Below are 16,470 nucleotides of genomic sequence, written 5' to 3' on the forward strand. Positions count from 1 at the left end.
ACGCGTGCGGAGGGGAGCTAGGCGTCCTTCGGGCGGTTGTCCTTGTTGACGGTAATGTCCGGGTGCGCGTCGACCAGGCGGTCCTCGGCGTCGGCGTCGTCCATTTCCCCGGCGCTGCGCAGCGGCTTGGCCTTGCCGGAGAATCGCTGGTGGAGCGAGGCGGCGGCGGCGTTGCGCTGCTCCTGGAAGAAGAGGAAGCTGATCGCGAAGGCCATCATTCCCGCGCAAAGGACGGCCAGGAGCCATCCGAGCTCGAGGTAAACGAACAGTGCGAACAACGGCACGAAGAGCGCCAGCCGGATCAGGGAGTATTTCAGGAAAGCCACGCTCCCAGTTTAGCCGCCGGCGGCACCCCGGCCCACCGGGGCCGTGCTCCGGCGCTTCCGCCGGGGCACGCGCGGCACTGGAGCTTGGGCCGCGACCGGGTTCGTCAGGGTTGCCTTGGAGTTCCCCCAGAGCCATCGATCAGTAGAAGCCGGACACTCCCCCGGAGGCTAGACTAATTACATGCTCCGAGTAGTGGTTGTTGTCGCCGTTCTGGTCGTGTTTGTCTACGGACTCGTCGACGTGATCCGCACTGATCCTCGCCAGACCAAAGGCATCTCGAAGCCGGCCTGGATTGTGGTGCAGATCGTCCTTCCGGTGATCGGCGCCATCCTGTGGTTCCTGATTGGCCGGCCGCGCGGGACCGCACCGGTACGCACCAATTACAGCCACCCCATCGCGCCCGACGACGACCCGGACTTCCTGCGCAACCTCGAACTCCGCCGCCGCAAGCAGGCCGAAGCCGACCGGCTCAAGAAGCTCAAGGACGAGCTGGACGCCAAGGAGCGCAAGGCCGCCGACGACAAGGGCAACCAGGACACCGACGACACCGAGTCCGGCGACGCCCGCGGCAGCGGCGACACGCAGGGCACCGACGAGGTCAAGTAGTACCGGTCCGCCCCTGCGCCACTCCGGGAACTTTTCGGGAAGAGTGGCGATTTATCACGGCCTCCACTGGACGTCGTCGTTCCGCCGGAAGGCTGAACCGCCCCGCGAGCCCGGATCGATATAGTTGCGGCATGCCCGACCTGATCGCACCCACCGAACGGCTGCATAATGCCTGGCTCCAGGCACATGCCGAGTGGGGCGACGGCCTCCATGAGGATGGGTTCGGTCTGTTGCCGACCGATGAGGTCATCTCAGAAGCCGGGTTCGCCGTTTGGCTGGCGCGGGTGGCCGAAGACTCCACACATTGCACCTACCGGTGGATCATCGAAGGCAACCGCGTGCTTGGCGGGATCGCACTGCGGTACGAGTTCAGCGACTTCGTGCAGCGGGCCGGGCACATCGGCTACGGTATCCGTCCCTCCGCGCGCCGACGCGGGCTGGCCACTTGGGCTCTCGGTCGGATGGTGAACGAGGCGCGGGTGCGCGGCATGGACCGGCTGCTCCTTGTCTGCGAGGCAGGCAATGGGGCCTCCGCAAAGACGATCGAGCGGCAAGGCGGCATCCTCGAGGATCATGGCGACGGCGACAACGGCGCCGCGTGGCGCTACTGGATCTGCACCACTGAGCCGGGCAAATAATTCGCTGGCAGCCCCGTGCCTCGCGAACACCTCGACCGCCGCGTTGATCCGGCACCCGACTCTTCTGCTTTGCCTTTAGTGCTTGCGATCTACTACCGCGCGGAATACCGTCTCGACCAGCGGTGCGAACCACAAGCGGGAGGCGTTTCATGCTGAAGCAGGTCGCTGAGGGCGTTCTCGTTCACGAGAGCGAGTTCATCCAGAGCAACTCCATTGTCGTGCAGGGCCGGACCGGTGTGTTGCTCATCGACCCAGGTATAACGAGCGGCGAAATGGCCGACCTCGCGAACGACCTTGGCGAGTTGGGCCAGCCGGTCGTGGCAGGATTCTCGACGCATCCTGACTGGGACCACGTGCTCTGGCACGCGGCCTTCGGCGACGTGCCCCGGTTCGGTACAGCCCGCTGCGCGGCCTCCACCCACGATCTGCTGTCGCACACGGACTGGAAGGCCCGCATAGCCGGGGTGCTCCCGCCGGAGTTCGCCGAGGAGATCCCGATGGATCTGCTCGGTCTCATTACCGAGCTGCCCGACGACGCCGCGCAGATTCCCTGGGATGGCCCGAAAGTCCGGATCATCGAGCATCAGGCCCATGCCCCCGGCCACGCGGCGCTGCTGATCGAGGACCGCGGTGTCCTCGTCGCCGGCGACATGCTCTCCGACATCCTGATGCCGTTCCTCGATCTCGAGGCCGCGAATCCGATCGAGGACTACCTCGCCGCGCTGCTGCTGTTCGACGGCGTGGCCGACGATGTTGTTGCCGTCATCCCCGGCCACGGCTCAGTCGGCGGGGCTGAGCAGCTACGAGCACGGATCAAACAGGATCGCGCGTACGCGGAGGCCCTGCGCGACGGCGGTGTTCCCGACGACGCGCGGGTCGGCCCATCGGCTCCGCTGGATTGGCTGCCCGACGTGCACAGATGGCAAGTACAGCGGCTCGCCCAAAGAGAGCATGAAGAGACGCCGGAATAGCTTCCCCCTTGAGGACACAGCACCCCAAGACCACTTCTCCTCCACACTGTGGATAACCTCCGAGCCGCTGCCTGACGGGAGCAGAATGCTCGTATGCACCTGCCCAGCGAGCTTCCCCCGCAGCTTCGAAACCAGCCTTTCACCGTGGCCGAGGCCCGTGCCGCGGGGCTGAGCCGGAGACGGACCCGGGCTCGCGATCTCGTCAAGCCCTGCCACGGAGTGCGCGCCTCGGCGACCACCGAGAACAGTCTGCTGGAACGTTTGCGCGCCCTGACCGCCGTGACCGGCGCTGTTGTGAGTCACCTGTCCGCGGCAGTGCTGTGGGGCTTCCCCCTGCCGCTTGCACTAGCGAACCTGGATGTGGTCCATCTGACGGGCGTTCCGGGCAGGCGGGCCGTGCGATACAAGAATGTCGTGGGCCACCAGCAGTCACTGGAACCGGACGAGATCGTGGCCGGGGCCTGGGTGAGCTGCACGTCCCCGCTGCGGACGTGGTTCGACCTCGCCGTCTTACTGAGCCTCGATGATTTGGTGATTGCCGGCGACTTTCTGCTGCGCCGGCGGAACCCGCCGACCACCGTCGATGCCCTGGATGCATTCCTTGCCGGGAAACAGGGCAGGACAGGCTACCGGCGTGCCATGCGTGCCCGGGCTTTGCTTCGGGCCAACACGGACTCCCCTAAAGAGACCGAGCTCCGGCTGCTCTTGATTCGCCATGGCCTGCCGGAGCCCGGAATCAACGTCCCGATTTTCGACGAGACCGGCGTGTGGATCCAGGACCCGGATCTGTCCTATGAGCGGGAGAAGATCGCGATCCAGTACGACGGCGCGCATCACGCCAATCCGGCGCAACGTCGCAGCGACATCTTTCGAGATGAGAACGCCAGGGATGGCGGATGGCGCGTTGTCGTGTTGACGCAGACAGACTTGGAACCGCTGGCACCCGGCATGGATCCGACTGCCGTGACCCGCGTGCGGGCGGCGCTCACGGAGCGCGGCTGGACCCCCGGACCGGGCAGGAGTCCAAAGCGGGCCGCCCCCCGCCTGCGATCTGACACGAATGGTCGCTAAGAGTGCTGGTATGGCGACCATTTGTGGCAAATCGATGAAGAGCACTGGCACACCCGTCACCCATCTGACACGAATGGCCGCCACGCAGGGCGCCGGCCCCATCCATCTGACACGAATGGCTGCCACGAGGGTCGGAATAGCAGCCACTTGTGGCGAACCGATGAAGAGCACTGGCACACCCGTCATCCATCTGACGCAAATGGCCGCCACGCATGACGCCAGCCCCACCCATCTGACACGAATGGCCGCTACGAGGGTCGGAATAGCAGCCATTCGTGGCGAACCGATGAAAAGCACCGGCACACCGGCCACCCATCTGACACGAATGGCCGCAAAGCGGGGTGGCTTAGCGGCCATTCGTGACAGGTGGGTGCGCTAAGCGCGGAGGCTCAAGGGCCCCGGGTTACAGCCCCGAGTAGGAGTGCAGGCCGTTGAAGAACTGGTTCACGATGGTGAAGTTGAAGACCACGCAGAGGTAGCCGACGATCGAGAGCCAGGCCGCGCGGGTTCCGGTCCAGCCGCGGGTGGCGCGGGCGTGCAGGTAGCCGGCGTAGACCACCCAGATCACGAAGGTCCACACTTCCTTGGTGTCCCAGCCCCAGAACCGGCCCCAGGCCTTCTCGGCCCAGATGGCGCCGAACATCAGCGTGAAGGTCCAGCCGACGAACGCGATGGCGTTGATCCGGTAGGAGAGGTTCTCCAGGCTCAGCGCGGACGGCACCAGGCGCATGAAGCCCAGCTTGTCGGCGCCCCCGGCCGCGATGGTCTTCTGCCGGTGAGTCTGGACCAGCTGCAGCGCCGACATCGCGAAGGTCAGGGTGAACAGCGCCGAGGACAGCACGGCGATCGAGACGTGGATGATCAGCCAGTAGCTCTGCAGCGCGGGAACGAGGTGCCCCACCGGCGTCCAGTACGCCACGGAGGCAGCCACGAGCATGATGATCGCCAGGCCCACCACGAAGGTGCCGAGGAAGCGCAGGTCGCGCCGGACCAGGACAAGCAGGAAGACGGCCACGGCCACGAACGCGCCGGTGGTGAGGAACTCGTACATGTTGCCCCACGGCACCCGGCCCGCGCCGATGGCCCGGGTGATGACGCCGGCCGCGTGGATGGCGGCACCCAGCACGGTCAGGGCGACGGCGACCCGGGCGGGGGCGCGGCGCTCGGCGGAGTAGCGCATGGCGCCGTCGGCGGTCTGGCCGATGCCGGCGGCGTTCCCGGCGGAACCACCCGACACGGACGACGTCGGACGCTCGGCCCGCCCGACAGGCCCGGCCACGTCCCCGTCGGCGCGGTCAACAGCAGCTGAGGAGGAGGACGAAGAGGAGGCCCCGACGCCGGCGGCCACCGGAACGCGGGCGGCCGCGGCACCGGAGAGCTCGGCGGCCTTGAGGTCCACCGCGCGCAGCGTTTTGCTGCTCTTGGCCAGGTCCCACGCAAAGGCGATGAACGCCACCGTGTAGGTGCCGGCCGCGAGGAGCATAAACAACTCGCTGTACTGGCCCATGGTTTCGTTGATGGGGAGCATTACTGTTCCTTCTTTGACTCGGAAGAGCCTGCTGTTGACTGGATGAAGTCTGCTGCGGGGTGGTCCGGGGAGTCCTGCTCGGCACCGGCCTCGGCACCGGCACCGGCACCGGCACCGGGCTGCACGGTGTCCGCCCGGTCATTATCCGCTCCCCCGCTGGGAGCCGACTGGGAGCCGCCGTCGTCGAGATCCCAGGCCCCGGCGAGCAGCCTGCGGATCGCCACTGCCTCGCCGGCCAGCCGGTGGTCCTCGCCGCGGGCCAGGAGCCCGTATTCGACCATGGTGCGGCCGTCCGCGTGCGTTCCGGTGCGGACCCAGACGCGGCGGCGGTTCACGTACAGCGAGGTGACCAGACCGGCCACCGCCAGCAGCGCGAAGATCAGGGCGTAGAGCTGGCCCGGGTTGTGGTGGATGTCGACGCCGATGTAGCGCTTGACGCCGTCGAAGCTGATGGTGCCCTTGCCGTCGGGGAGGGTGTAAGTAGCGCCCGGGGCGAGGGTGATGCCGCCGGCGTCGAGGTTCCGGGCGTTGAGCGGCGTGAGCTTCTTGACGTCGAGCTCGAAGACGTTCTGCGGGGCCCCGTCGTCCAGGCCGAGGTCGCCGTAGTACGAGTTCAGGGTCAGCTGCGGATTGAACAGCTCCGGATCGCCGCTGAAGGACACGCCTTCCTCGGTGACAAACGCGGTGGGCAGGAAGAAGCCGGCGAAGGCGAGCTGCTCCGGCTTGGCGTCGGGGACCTTGATGACCGCGGAGGAGTAGTAGTTGTCGCCCTGCAGCTTGGCCACAACCGGACCCTGCATGGCGATGTTGCCGTCGCCGTCGCGGATGGTGACGACCGGGGCGTAACCGTTGCCGGTGAGGTACATGCTGGTGCCGCCGAGGGTGAGCGGGTCGTTGACCTTCAGCACCTCTTTCTGGGCCGGCGCGTCCGGGGATTCCCGGGTGGTGACGTCGGCCTGGAAGTCGATGGGCTGGCCGATCTTGCCCTGGGACTCCCGGTCGAACGTGATCTGGAACTTGTCCAGCTGGACGGAGTACGGCTCCAGCTGGCTGCTCTGGAAGTTGGTGCCCGGGGTGAACTGGTCGTAGCCGACGAGCGTATTCACGAAGGTATCGCCCTCGACGAGGATCCGCTGGCCGCTGTAGCCGAACAGCCCGCCGATCGCGACCGAGACGAGCACCCCGATCAGCGACGTGTGGAAGACCAGGTTCCCGACCTCGCGCAGGAAGCCGCGCTCCGCACCGATCGAGGGCCGGGCGCCGTCGCGGTCGCGGACGTCGACGCGGTAGCCGCGCTTCTTCAGCAGCCCGGCGGCGTCGTCGATGGCGCGCGACGCCGGGATCCCGGCTCCGGCGGGAATGACCAGGGTGCCGTATTCGGGCAGCCGGGACAGCCGCGCGGGCGTCCGCGGCGGCTGGGAGCGCATGGCCTTGTAGTGCGCGATGGCGCGCGGGACCACACAGCCGATCAGCGAGATGAACAGCAGGATGTAGATCGCCGAGAACCACGCCGAGGAGTACACGTCGTAGAGCTGGAGGGAGTCAAGGATTTTGCCGTAGTCCGGGTTGTCCTTGATGTACTGCGTGACGATCGAGGGGTTGGCGGGCCGCTGCGGGAACAGCGAACCGGGCACCGCACCGACCGCCAGCATCAGCAGCAGGAACAGCGCGGTGCGCATGCTGGTCAGCTGGGTCCAGGCCCAGCGGAGCATGCCCAGCGGCCCGAGGGTGGGAAGGACAGCTTCAGCCTTGGCGGCGACCACAGGGCTGCCGCCGGACTTGCCGGGGCGCTTCGTGCCGTCGGCTGGGAGATTCTTCTCTTCGTTCACTCGCTCGCTCATCAGATCGGCAGTTTCACATCGGTTTGGAACCAGTACTGCAACTCGGACACCCAGGTTCCCCAGACGCCGCTGGCCATCAGCAGGCCCAGCCCCACCAGGATGCCGCCGCCGATGCGCTGGATGGCGAGCCGGTGCTTGCGGAAGAAGGACATCACGCCGATGCCGCGGCGCACGGCCAGGGCGATCAGCAGGAACGGGATGCCCAGGCCCAGGCTGTAGACGAACGCCAGGAACGCGCCCTTGGCGGCCGAGGACCCGCCGGAGAGGCTCAGCAGCTGGACCGCGGAATAGGTCGGGCCGATGCAGGGTGCCCAGCCGAGGCCGAAGGTGATGCCCAGCAGCGGCGCGCCCCACAGCCCGGCCGGCGGCTTCGACTGGATCTTGGCGTCGCGCTGGAGCCAGCCGAAACCGCCCATGAACACAACGCCCATGACGATCACGAGGAGGCCCAGGACCTGGGTGATCCAGGCGTTCTGCGAGCCGGTGATCAGGGTCCCCAGCTGCCCGAACGCCCCGCCGAGCAGCACAAAGATCACCGAGAACCCGAGGACAAAGAGCCCGATGCCGGCCAGCATGCGGCCGCGCTTCTGCTTCTGGAGGTCGACGCCGGTCAGTCCCGTGACGTAGCCCAGGTAGCCCGGCACGAGGGGCAGTACGCAGGGCGACAGGAAGGAAACGAAGCCGGCGAGCAGTGCCACGGGGATGGCAAGCAGCAGCGATCCGCTCAGGATGGCTTCGGCGAAGGGACTGTTCACGGCGGCTGGCCCGTCCGCTACTCGGCCACGGCGGCGGCGATGAGGGACTTCAGGGTCCCTCGTTGGATCTCGCCGAGGACACGGGAGGCCACGCGTCCCTGCTTGTCGAGCACGAGCGTGGTGGGCACGGCGCCCGGGGGAACCAGCCCGGACACCGCCAGCAGCACGGCGCCGTCCTTGTCGTTGAAGCTCGGGTAGGTCAGGTTGAAGCTCTTGTCGAACGCTTCCGCCGTGGCCTTCTCGTCGCGGAGGTTGACCCCGAAGAACTGCACACCCTGGCTCTTGAACTCCTGGTGCAGGGCCTCCAGCTCGGGCGCCTCCACCCGGCAGGGCGCGCAGGCCGCGAACCAGAAGTTGAGCACGGTCACCTGGCCCTGGAAGGCCTCGGGCGTCACCGCGGTGCCGTCAAACAGCGTCCCCTTGATGGCAATGGCGCTCTTGCGGTCCGCGGCGGCGAATTCCGTCACCGAACCGTCGCCGGCCACGTAGTTCTTGTTGTCGCCGGCCTTGGCCTGCTGCGCCAGCGCGTCCTCCTGGGCGCAGCCGGAGAGGCCCAGCACGACGGCGAGGGCGGCACCGCCCGCCGTCAGGACGCTGCGGCGGGACACGGGGGACGAGTTGCCGTGGTTTCCGGTCATGCTCAGGCTCCGGGGGTGCTGGAGGCACCGGGGAGAAGGGCGGCAGCAGGCTCGCTGTACTCGACGCGCAGGAGGTTCCCGTCGTCGTCGAACACCAGGGAAGTGACCGAGGTGAGGGTGCATTCGCGCTTGCGCGGATCGTGCCACAGCGGCCGGCCCTCGGCGCTGAGCCGGGTGGCCCAGATGGGCAGCTGATGGCTGACGAGGATGGCCTCGGCGCCCTCGCCGCCGAGCTCGATGGCGCGCAGCCGGGCGTCCTGCACCGCGGCGATGACCCGGGCGGCCTGGTCCTTGTAGGGCTCGCCCCAGGACGGCCGGAACGGGTTGCGCAGCATGGGCCAGTGCTTGGGCCGGAAGATCTCGCCCTTGTTGACGTGCAGGCCCTCGAAGTAGTTGGCCGCCTCGATGATCCGGTCCTCGGTGGTGATCCCGAGATTGAGCGCCTCCGCGATGGGCTGCGCCGTTTCCTGCGCGCGGGTCAGCGGCGAGGCGACGAGGTGGACGATGTTGGCCCCCTGCGCGGCCCTCGCACTGAAGTGCTCCGCGAGCATCCGGGCCATCTCCTGGCCGAGCTCGGAGAGATGGAACTCGGGCAGCCTGCCGTACAGGACGCCGTCGGGGTTGTAGACCTCGCCGTGGCGGAGCAAATGAACAGTGGCTTGGGGCATGTGTACCAGTTTCTCAAAGGGCAGGGGCAATGACGAAATCTTCTACATGAAGTAGAACTCAAGAGTTTTGCGAAATGTTCCCCGGAGTTGGAATAAAAGATGCAAATGCATGTTTATACTGGGTGAAGCAGTTAGTTGAGACTTCAACAAATGATGCTTCAACTGACGATCAGACCACCCGCACGACCCACCCGACTCAAGGAGCAACACCATGGCACTTCCCGCTAACGTCACCACCGGCACCTGGACCCTCGACAACTCGCACAGCGAAATCGCCTTCACCGTCCGCCACGCGGGCATCAGCAAGGTCCGCGGCCAGTTCAAGGATGCGGAGGCCACCCTTGACCTCGCCGAGAACGTGGCCGACTCCAAGGTCAGCGCCACGATCCAGACCGCGAGCTTCGACTCCGGCGACGTCAACCGCGACGGCCACGTCCGCGGCGAAGACTTCTTCGACGTCGAGAAGTTCCCGGAAATCTCCTTCGTCTCCCACAGCATCGTCCCCAAGGGTGACAGCTACGAACTCCAGGGCGAGCTGACCATCAAGGGTGTTACCCGCCCGGTGGCCCTCGAGACCGAGTTCAACGGCGTCGCCGTGGACCCGTTCGGCATGACCCGCGCCGGCCTGTCCGCCGAGACCACGATCAGCCGCAAGGACTTCGGCCTGACCTGGAACGCCGTCCTCGAAGCCGGCGGCGTGCTCGTCAGCGACAAGGTTGCCGTCAACCTCGAACTGGCCTTCATCGCTCCCGCAGCCTAGTCACCCAACGCTTGACCGGCCGGTCCCCCAGGGACACGGCCGGACCCGCGGCCTCGAGCCGCCGCCACCCCGCTCCGTCCCCGTGACGGAGCGGGGTGTTGTGCTTAACCCGGGGGTTACCCCGGCGTCTCCGGCGTCCCGGCGCCGGGGCGCCGCCGTCTCCGGAAATGCGCGTCCCGCGGACGGCTGACGGGCCGCGGCCGGCGGTGCCCCGACATGCCCCGCAACATGCCGGAGGTCCCTCGATACCGGCCTGTCCGCGGACTAAAGTGAGATCCATGAGCAACCCCAACGAGGTACCTCAGCCGCAGCAGCCGGGCAACCCGACTCCGGGACAGCCGACACCAGGCAAACAGTCCTCGAACCGGCCTGCGGGCCAAACGCCTCGCGGATTCCGCTTTGAGATGCCGACGGACCGGCCCCGGAACTTCAACGATGTAATGCCCCACGGCGGATTCTCCGGCATGTTCACGGTCACCTGGCTGCCAATCGAGCTCAAAGTCGCCTACTGGATCTGGCTCATCAGCGGACTGCTGGGCCTGCTGGGCGGGGTCGTCGGCCTCTTCGGGGCGTTCGTGCTCCTGGCCGTCGTTCCGGGCCTGGGCTTCCTGGTGCTCCTGCTGGTGCTGGTGGCACTGGCCCTTTCGTGGGCACAGGTCATCCTGTCCATGAAGATGAAGGAAGGCCACGAGTGGGCCCGCTTCGCCCTCACGATCGTCGCCGGCATCTCCCTGCTGCTGGCCATCCTCAACACCAGCGCCGCGGACGGCCGTGGCGCCGGCAGCTGGCCCAGCTTCACCATCAGCCTGGTGGCCGCCGTGCTGATGTGGCTGCCCAACTCCCAGGCCTGGTTCGCTTCCCTGCGCGGCCGGGCCTGACCTGCGCCTGACCCGGACCTGACCTGCGCCTTAGCAGCGTCCGGGCACATCCCGCTACCCGCGGAACCGGCGCCTTGACTGGCGCCCAGGCACCCGGCGAGAATACCTCTCCGGAATGATCCGCGCGGGCGCCGGACCGCGGTACGGTGGACCTAAACCATGCTGGGGGCAGGGCAGGAAGCTGTTTCCGGTATCCGAATCAGACCGCCACGCAAAGGAACGCCCATGAGCATCCCGCCAGTCCCGCCGTCGAACCCGGACTCCCCGGAGCCGGGCGAAAAGCCGGCCCCCCGCTACGGCCAGAACGCACCCCAGCACGGCGAGCAGCCGCCGTCGGCGCCGCAGTACGGCCAGAACGCGCCGCAGTACGGCCAGACCCCGCCGTCCGCGCCCCAGTACGGCCAGACCCCGCCGTCCGCGCCCCAGTACGGTCAGGCCCCGTCCGCGCCGCCGTACGGGCAGCAGCCCCAGTACGGGCAGAACGCCCCGCAGCAGCCGCAGTACGGGCAGAACCCGCCGCAGTACAACCAGCCCCAGTACAACCAGCCCCAGTACAGCCAGCAGCCCCCGCAGTACGGCCAGTCCCCCTACGCCCAGTTCCCCTCCGAGCAGCCGCAGGCCACGGCCGGCCCGGCGGGCATCCCCAAGCTGGTCAACACGGCCTTCTGGCTCATCGTCGCTGCCGGCGTGGTCTGGGTCCTGTCGCTCCTGATGGCGATGGGCATGATCGACTCCCCCGAAATGCGGGCCCAGTTCGAGGAGCAGATGGCCGGGAGCGGCGCTGAGATCAGGTTCGAAGACATCAGGGGATTCCTGGTCGGCAGCATCGTGGCTTTCGCCGTGATCGGCGCCGGGCTCTACGCGCTCGTGGCCTTCAACATCCGCAAAGGCAAGAACTGGGCGCGGATCCTCGGGACGGTCTTCGCAGCCCTGTCCATCCTCAGCATCTTCCCGCTGAGCCTCGCCACGCTGTCAATCCTCCTCGGCATCGCAGGCATTGTGATGCTGTACCTGCCGGCCACGTCGCCGTACTTCGCCAAGCGGCAGCCGTTTGCCAACCCTTACGGGCAGCCGGGCGGACCGTACTAAGCGGACCTTACCAAGAGAACCGCACTAAGCGGCCGTACTAGGCCGCAGGCACCAGCGCAACGGGCGCGGGAGCCGGATGGGGCCGACTGAACCTAGTCGGCATCCTCCGGGTCCTGCGCCCTTTGTGCGTGATAGGCGAGAATCTGGAGTTCGGTGGCCATGTCCACCTTGCGCAGGTTGACCCCGGGCGGCACCTGCAGCATCACCGGGGCGAAGCTGAGGATGCTCCGCACACCGGCGGCAATGACCCGGTCGCAGACGTCCTGCGCCACGGCGGCCGGCAGGGCCAGCACCACCATGTTGGCGCCGGTCCGCTGCAGCACCGGCTCGAGGTCGGCGGCGTCGCTGACACGCAGCCAGCCCACCTCGCTGCCCACCACCATCTGGTCCGCATCGAAGATCGCCACAATTTCGAAGCCCCGGGATTCGAATCCGCCGTACCGGGCCAGCGCCTTGCCCAGGTTGCCGGCACCGACGATGGCGACCTTCCAGTCGCGCGTCAGTCCCAGCGCCGCGGCAATATTCCGGTTGAGGTACTGAACCTCGTAGCCGACGCCGCGGGTCCCGTAGGAGCCGACGTAGGACAGGTCCTTGCGGAGGGTGGAGGAGCTGACCCCGGAGGCCTCGGCAAGGGATTCGGACGAGACCCGGTCAATGCCCTCGGCAAGCAGGGTGGTGAGGGCGCGCAGATAAATGGTCAGCCGGGCAACGGCCGCGGGCGGAATCTGCTTGGCGGCAGTCCCTGCTCCCCCGGGCATCGCGTCAGGGGATGAATCAAGCGAAGTCACTATCAGCTCCATTGAGTCGCGTTGTGAGTTCCACTCTAGAGCCCCCGCAGTTCAGCGAACAAAGCAGCCGTCCCCGGCGCTTCTCCGCGCCTCAGGCCTCTTGTCCCAGCGCCCGGCGCAGCGTGCGCTCCAGCCGGACTTCGTCAATCTTCCAGAAGTCCCGCTGGACGCCGTCCACCAGCACCACGGGGATCTCCTCCGCAAAACGTTCGCGCAGCTCGGCGTCGTCCTCTATGGACTGCTCGCGCCAGCCGATCCCGAGACCCTGGGTGACGCGCTCGACGGCGGCGCGCGCCGCAGAGCACAGATGGCAGTCAGCTTTGGTGATGAGGACGACGTCGGGGCTTGGCATGGCTCCACGGTAGCCCGGCGGCCGCTCCCGCGTCGACGCGCCCGACACGTCCGCCGCCGACACGGGCCGTGCCACGTGTCCGTCGCCGCCGCGGGCCGTGCCGACATGTCCGCGCCGCGGGCTGCGCGGGTGCGGTGCCGCGGGCCGAGCCCGACATGTCCGTCGCCGCCGCGGGCTGCGCGACGGGAACCGGCCCCGGTGTTGACTAGACTCGTGGCATGCCCGAAGAGAAGTACGCCGTTGTGGTCACCGAGCCTGCTGCTGCACAGCCTGTTGCAGCAGCGCAGCACGGCGAAGCCGCGTTCTTCGATGTCGACAACACCCTCATGCGCGGGGCCAGCCTGTTCCACGTGGCCCGCAAGATGCACCAGCGCGGGGCCTTCACGATTCCGCAGGCGCTCGGCATTGCCTGGAAGCAGTTCATGTTCGTGGTGCGCGGCGAGAAGATGGATGACGTCCATGCCGTCCGCGACACCGCCCTGGGCCTGGCCGCCGGCTTCACCGTGGAGGACATTGGGGTCCTCGGCGAAGAGGTTTATGACGAAATGATCGAATCCCGCATCTGGCCCGGGGCCAAGGCACTGGCCGAGCAGCACCTCCGGGTGGGCCGCAGGGTGTGGCTCGTGACCGCGACGCCGATCGAGGTGGCCACGGTGATCTCCACCAGGCTGGGCCTCACCGGCGCGCTCGGCACGGTGGGCGAAATCCGGGACGGTTCCTACACCGGCCGGCTGGTCGGCGACATCCTGCACGGCCCCGCCAAGGCGGTGGCCGTCCAGGCAATGGCCGAGGCCGAGGGGCTGGACCTGGCCCGGTGCTGGGCGTACAGCGATTCGCGCAACGACATCCCGCTGCTGAGCATGGTGGGGCACCCCGTGGCCATCAACCCGGATTCCGGGCTCCGCCGCCACGCCCGCGACAACAACTGGCCCGTCTACGACTTCCGTGCCGGACGCCGCGCGGCCACCCTGGGGCTCAAGGCCGCGACCGTCGGAGGGGCCATCTACGGCCTCTGGCGGGGGTTCTCCCGCTTCCGCGGCCCCACCGTCTAAGCCCCGCGCGATTTCTTCGCTGCGCCTCCCGCTCAGCGCTACGCTTCCGGTTCGGCGCTGCACTTTCCGCTCCGCGCTGCGCTTCCTGCTCCGCGCTACGCGGATCCGCGTAGCGCCCGTCCCAACCCGCGTCGACTGTCCGAAAGCGCGTCCCCCGCTACGCGCCACCACCCGCACTGCCGGCCCAGAAGCGCGTCGACGGTCCGAACCAGGCGCGGAAATGCCAAAGAAAATGCCCGCTGCCGGGAAGGCAACGGGCATTCACATGATGCGAAGTATCTCTACTTCTTATTGCGACGCTGGTGGCGCGTCTTGCGAAGCAGCTTGCGGTGCTTCTTCTTGGCCATACGCTTGCGACGCTTCTTAATAACTGAACCCACGAAAGTTCCTTACCGGCTAGATGCAGTACCTGCCTGTTGGAAAGGGTCCGCGGGCTAAGCAGCAGACTGTACAACGGACAGGTTCTTACAATGACGTAAAACGTTCCTTAACAGGGTACCGCCTATCGGGGGCACACCACGACCGCAGGCCCATAGGGGCCCGCAGATCCTTATTCCGGCCGCAGAAGACGGCGGATGCTCAGCCTGTTTCCGTGTTCCCGTCGACGACAGCACCCTTGAGGTACTGCTCAACAGCGGCTTCCGGCACCCGGTAGGAGCGCCCGAAACGGACAGCCGGCATTTCGCCGGAATGAACAAGCCGGTACACGGTCATTTTCGACACGCGCATCACATCCGCGACTTCGGCCACGGTCAAGAAGCGCGCATTGGAGAAGTTAGCCTCCGAAGACATTTCCTTATTCCTTTGCTCAAGCAAACGGCAGCCCCATCTGAACGACATGGCGGTGTGCCGATGCTGAGCCATCAAACAACCATGTGTTAGATACTCTAGGGGCTGATGGTGCCAATGTGAAAGAGTTGCGCGGATCTCCAGGGCCCCGACGCGCGGAATCTCTGGCGTGGCGGACCGCTGCACTGCCCAGCATCGGTCGGCGGTCGCGGGGGCTCGAGCCGGAGGAGGCGCGGACCGCCCCGCCCAGTCCCCTGCCCGCCCGCGGATCGGCGGTGTAGCGGCCCGCAATACCGCCTATCCCCGGGTCCGGCGGACGCGCGCGGAGGCCGCCAGTTGCGCCAGGACCGAGGCCGTGACTTCCCACTCCATGCAGGCGTCCGTGACGCTCTGGCCGTAGACCAGATCATCGGTTCCGGCGGCGTGCTCGGCGACGTCGAGGTTCTGCGCCCCGCCGACGAGGAAACTCTCCAGCATGACGCCGGCGATGGCACCTGCCGAGGCACCCCCGTTCTCCAGCTGCGCGCCGATTTCGAGGGCGACTTCAGCCTGGCGGTGATGGTTCTTGCCGCTGTTGGCGTGGCTCGCGTCAACGATCAGCCGCGGGTTGAGCTGCTTGGCGGCCAGTTTGGCGGAGGTGGCCTCCACGTCGGGGGCGGAGTAGTTCGGTCCCTTGCGTCCGCCGCGCAGGATGATGTGCGTGTCGGGGTTGCCGGCGGTGGAGACCAGGGCGGCCCGGCCCTCGCCGTCGATGCCGAGGAACGCCTGGGCTGCCCCGGCGGCGCTGCACGCGTCGAGCGCGACCTGCAGGTCGCCGTCGGTCCCGTTCTTGAACCCGATCGGCATGGACAGCCCGGACGCCAGCTGGCGGTGGATCTGGCTTTCGGTGGTCCGGGCACCGATGGCGCCCCAGGAGACGAGGTCCGCCATGTACTGCGGGCTGATCGGTTCGAGGAACTCGGTGCCGGCCGGCAGCCCGAGGGCGGTGACTTGCTGCAGGAAGCGGCGCGCGGCGCGCAGCCCGGCGGCGATGTCGTGGCTGCCGTCGAGCCGGGGGTCGTTGATCAGGCCCTTCCAGCCCACCGTGGTGCGGGGCTTCTCGAAGTAGGCCCGCATCAGGATCAGCAGGTCTTCCTTGTGCTTCTCGGCCTGGCTGACCAGCCGGCGGGCGTATTCGAGGCCGGCCTTGGGATCGTGGATGGAGCAGGGGCCCACGATGACGAGCAGGCGGTCATCGACGCCGTCCATGATCGCGCGGACCTCGTCCCGGCCCCGGGCCACGGTCTCGGCCAGGCGGGTGTCCAGCGGCAGCTCCGCGACGATCTCCTGCGGGGTGGGCAGCGGGGTGAACTCGCTGACGCGCAGGTTGGATGTTGACTGCTGGGATTCGGGGGCTGCTTCGATGCTCATGGGGGTCCTGTTCCGGGGGTGCGGAGCGGGCCCTGATCAGAACCCGCCGGGAAATGGCGAAGGGCAGAGAATGATCTCTGCCCTGTTGGCTCTGAAGGAAGGTTGGATGCGTGTCAGCTAGACGCGGGCCCCTCCAGAGCCAACGAAAAATACGCATACCAACGGTTAGTCATAAGCACACCGTAACCGCACGCTGCCGCCGTCGCAAAATCGCGGCGGTCACAGAGTGTCCTGATCAGGGTGTCCCAGCGGGCCAAGGAGCGCGTGCTGCGGGCTGTTGCTGAGCTGGCTTTGTCCCCAACGACGCCG

The 16,470-nt window shown here is 67.4% G+C and carries 19 protein-coding genes; 8 read left to right on the plus strand and 11 right to left on the minus strand.

Translation table 11 applies throughout. From position 1 onward, the window contains the following. Positions 1-17: 17 nt before the first annotated feature. Positions 18-326, minus strand: coding sequence for a DUF4229 domain-containing protein (locus tag AC06G6_RS16595; RefSeq protein ID WP_479823843.1), 309 nt, complete (start codon positions 324-326; stop codon positions 18-20). 181 nt (positions 327-507) lie between these two features. On the opposite strand from AC06G6_RS16595, the gene AC06G6_RS16600 reads away from it, so the two are divergent. From AC06G6_RS16600 to AC06G6_RS16615, 4 genes are all read left to right on the plus strand, one after another. After that, positions 508-933 (plus strand): PLD nuclease N-terminal domain-containing protein, encoded by a 426-nt coding sequence (locus AC06G6_RS16600; protein ID WP_479823845.1) that lies wholly within the window; start codon positions 508-510, stop codon positions 931-933. A gap of 131 nt (positions 934-1,064) precedes the next feature. Then, the gene (locus AC06G6_RS16605; RefSeq protein WP_479823847.1) at positions 1,065-1,571 is read left to right on the plus strand and encodes a GNAT family N-acetyltransferase; all 507 of its coding nucleotides are present in this window, start codon (positions 1,065-1,067) and stop codon (positions 1,569-1,571) included. A gap of 149 nt (positions 1,572-1,720) precedes the next feature. Then, entirely contained in the window at positions 1,721-2,542 is an 822-nt protein-coding gene (locus tag AC06G6_RS16610; RefSeq protein ID WP_479823849.1) for an MBL fold metallo-hydrolase, read from the plus strand. 93 nt (positions 2,543-2,635) lie between these two features. Then, positions 2,636-3,613: a hypothetical protein gene (locus AC06G6_RS16615; protein WP_479823851.1), complete on the plus strand. Its 978-nt coding sequence runs from the start codon at positions 2,636-2,638 to the stop codon at positions 3,611-3,613. A gap of 403 nt (positions 3,614-4,016) precedes the next feature. Here AC06G6_RS16615 and ccsB read toward each other — a convergent pair whose 3' ends face one another. Genes ccsB through AC06G6_RS16640 form a run of 5 tightly spaced genes read right to left on the minus strand, consistent with a single transcriptional unit; the run spans position 4,017 to position 9,043 of the window. Next, positions 4,017-5,141 (minus strand): c-type cytochrome biogenesis protein CcsB, encoded by a 1,125-nt coding sequence (ccsB, locus tag AC06G6_RS16620; RefSeq protein ID WP_479823854.1) that lies wholly within the window; start codon positions 5,139-5,141, stop codon positions 4,017-4,019. Next, positions 5,141-6,982 carry a cytochrome c biogenesis protein ResB gene (gene resB, locus AC06G6_RS16625; RefSeq protein ID WP_479823856.1) on the minus strand — a complete coding sequence of 614 codons (1,842 nt, stop codon included), beginning with the start codon at positions 6,980-6,982 and terminating at the stop codon, positions 5,141-5,143. Before resB ends, ccsB begins: the two co-directional genes overlap by 1 nt. Further along, positions 6,982-7,737: a cytochrome c biogenesis CcdA family protein gene (locus AC06G6_RS16630; RefSeq protein WP_282382820.1), complete on the minus strand. Its 756-nt coding sequence runs from the start codon at positions 7,735-7,737 to the stop codon at positions 6,982-6,984. The genes resB and AC06G6_RS16630 overlap by 1 nt, the downstream gene beginning before the upstream one ends. Before the next feature lie 17 nt (positions 7,738-7,754). Then, entirely contained in the window at positions 7,755-8,375 is a 621-nt protein-coding gene (locus AC06G6_RS16635) for a TlpA family protein disulfide reductase (protein WP_479823858.1), read from the minus strand. A 2-nt stretch (positions 8,376-8,377) separates the two neighbouring features. Continuing rightward, a complete protein-coding gene (locus AC06G6_RS16640) occupies positions 8,378-9,043 on the minus strand; it encodes a histidine phosphatase family protein (RefSeq protein WP_479823860.1) in 666 nt (221 codons plus the stop codon). A gap of 211 nt (positions 9,044-9,254) precedes the next feature. Between AC06G6_RS16640 and AC06G6_RS16645 the strand changes: the two genes are divergently transcribed. From AC06G6_RS16645 to AC06G6_RS16655, 3 genes are all read left to right on the plus strand, one after another. Further along, entirely contained in the window at positions 9,255-9,803 is a 549-nt protein-coding gene (locus AC06G6_RS16645; RefSeq protein WP_479823864.1) for a YceI family protein, read from the plus strand. A gap of 278 nt (positions 9,804-10,081) precedes the next feature. Then, complete coding sequence (locus AC06G6_RS16650) at positions 10,082-10,681, plus strand: hypothetical protein (protein WP_479823867.1); 600 nt, start codon at positions 10,082-10,084, stop codon at positions 10,679-10,681. Positions 10,682-10,906: 225 nt separating this feature from the next. Continuing rightward, the gene (locus tag AC06G6_RS16655; protein WP_479823870.1) at positions 10,907-11,770 is read left to right on the plus strand and encodes a hypothetical protein; all 864 of its coding nucleotides are present in this window, start codon (positions 10,907-10,909) and stop codon (positions 11,768-11,770) included. A gap of 92 nt (positions 11,771-11,862) precedes the next feature. On the opposite strand, the gene AC06G6_RS16660 is transcribed toward AC06G6_RS16655, so the two are convergent. Next, positions 11,863-12,558 (minus strand): redox-sensing transcriptional repressor Rex, encoded by a 696-nt coding sequence (locus tag AC06G6_RS16660; RefSeq protein WP_479823872.1) that lies wholly within the window; start codon positions 12,556-12,558, stop codon positions 11,863-11,865. Between the two features lie 91 nt (positions 12,559-12,649). Then, positions 12,650-12,910, minus strand: a complete 261-nt coding sequence (locus AC06G6_RS16665) for a glutaredoxin family protein (protein ID WP_479823874.1) — start codon at positions 12,908-12,910, stop codon at positions 12,650-12,652. 218 nt (positions 12,911-13,128) lie between these two features. Between AC06G6_RS16665 and AC06G6_RS16670 the strand changes: the two genes are divergently transcribed. Next, positions 13,129-13,962 carry an HAD family hydrolase gene (locus tag AC06G6_RS16670; protein WP_479823876.1) on the plus strand — a complete coding sequence of 278 codons (834 nt, stop codon included), beginning with the start codon at positions 13,129-13,131 and terminating at the stop codon, positions 13,960-13,962. A gap of 281 nt (positions 13,963-14,243) precedes the next feature. Here the strand turns inward: AC06G6_RS16670 and AC06G6_RS16675 are convergent, their stop codons facing one another. From AC06G6_RS16675 to AC06G6_RS16685, 3 genes are all read right to left on the minus strand, one after another. Further along, complete coding sequence (locus tag AC06G6_RS16675; protein ID WP_003792170.1) at positions 14,244-14,342, minus strand: 30S ribosomal protein bS22; 99 nt, start codon at positions 14,340-14,342, stop codon at positions 14,244-14,246. A 199-nt stretch (positions 14,343-14,541) separates the two neighbouring features. Then, on the minus strand, positions 14,542-14,754 hold the full coding sequence (locus AC06G6_RS16680) for a helix-turn-helix domain-containing protein (RefSeq protein ID WP_282382838.1): 213 nt from the start codon (positions 14,752-14,754) through the stop codon (positions 14,542-14,544). Between the two features lie 294 nt (positions 14,755-15,048). Beyond that, positions 15,049-16,161 (minus strand): 3-deoxy-7-phosphoheptulonate synthase, encoded by a 1,113-nt coding sequence (locus AC06G6_RS16685; RefSeq protein ID WP_479823880.1) that lies wholly within the window; start codon positions 16,159-16,161, stop codon positions 15,049-15,051. Positions 16,162-16,470: the final 309 nt, after the last annotated feature.

It is taken from the genome of Arthrobacter sp. CJL-S3 (assembly GCF_056711635.1).

Bases quoted from the DNA above. Each gene is read 5' to 3' on its own strand.
- AC06G6_RS16610 (WP_479823849.1), top strand. From the start codon at position 1,721: ATGCTGAAGCAGGTCGCTGAGGGCGTTCTCGTTCACGAGAGCGAGTTC.
- AC06G6_RS16650 (WP_479823867.1), top strand. From the start codon at position 10,082: ATGAGCAACCCCAACGAGGTACCTCAGCCGCAGCAGCCGGGCAACCCG.
- AC06G6_RS16665 (WP_479823874.1), bottom strand. From the start codon at position 12,910: ATGCCAAGCCCCGACGTCGTCCTCATCACCAAAGCTGACTGCCATCTG.
- AC06G6_RS16640 (WP_479823860.1), bottom strand. From the start codon at position 9,043: ATGCCCCAAGCCACTGTTCATTTGCTCCGCCACGGCGAGGTCTACAAC.
- resB (WP_479823856.1), bottom strand. From the start codon at position 6,982: ATGAGCGAGCGAGTGAACGAAGAGAAGAATCTCCCAGCCGACGGCACG.
- AC06G6_RS16635 (WP_479823858.1), bottom strand. From the start codon at position 8,375: ATGACCGGAAACCACGGCAACTCGTCCCCCGTGTCCCGCCGCAGCGTC.
- AC06G6_RS16615 (WP_479823851.1), top strand. From the start codon at position 2,636: ATGCACCTGCCCAGCGAGCTTCCCCCGCAGCTTCGAAACCAGCCTTTC.
- AC06G6_RS16680 (WP_282382838.1), bottom strand. From the start codon at position 14,754: ATGTCTTCGGAGGCTAACTTCTCCAATGCGCGCTTCTTGACCGTGGCC.
- AC06G6_RS16670 (WP_479823876.1), top strand. From the start codon at position 13,129: ATGCCCGAAGAGAAGTACGCCGTTGTGGTCACCGAGCCTGCTGCTGCA.
- AC06G6_RS16600 (WP_479823845.1), top strand. From the start codon at position 508: ATGCTCCGAGTAGTGGTTGTTGTCGCCGTTCTGGTCGTGTTTGTCTAC.
- AC06G6_RS16645 (WP_479823864.1), top strand. From the start codon at position 9,255: ATGGCACTTCCCGCTAACGTCACCACCGGCACCTGGACCCTCGACAAC.
- AC06G6_RS16685 (WP_479823880.1), bottom strand. From the start codon at position 16,161: ATGAGCATCGAAGCAGCCCCCGAATCCCAGCAGTCAACATCCAACCTG.
- ccsB (WP_479823854.1), bottom strand. From the start codon at position 5,141: ATGCTCCCCATCAACGAAACCATGGGCCAGTACAGCGAGTTGTTTATG.
- AC06G6_RS16605 (WP_479823847.1), top strand. From the start codon at position 1,065: ATGCCCGACCTGATCGCACCCACCGAACGGCTGCATAATGCCTGGCTC.
- AC06G6_RS16655 (WP_479823870.1), top strand. From the start codon at position 10,907: ATGAGCATCCCGCCAGTCCCGCCGTCGAACCCGGACTCCCCGGAGCCG.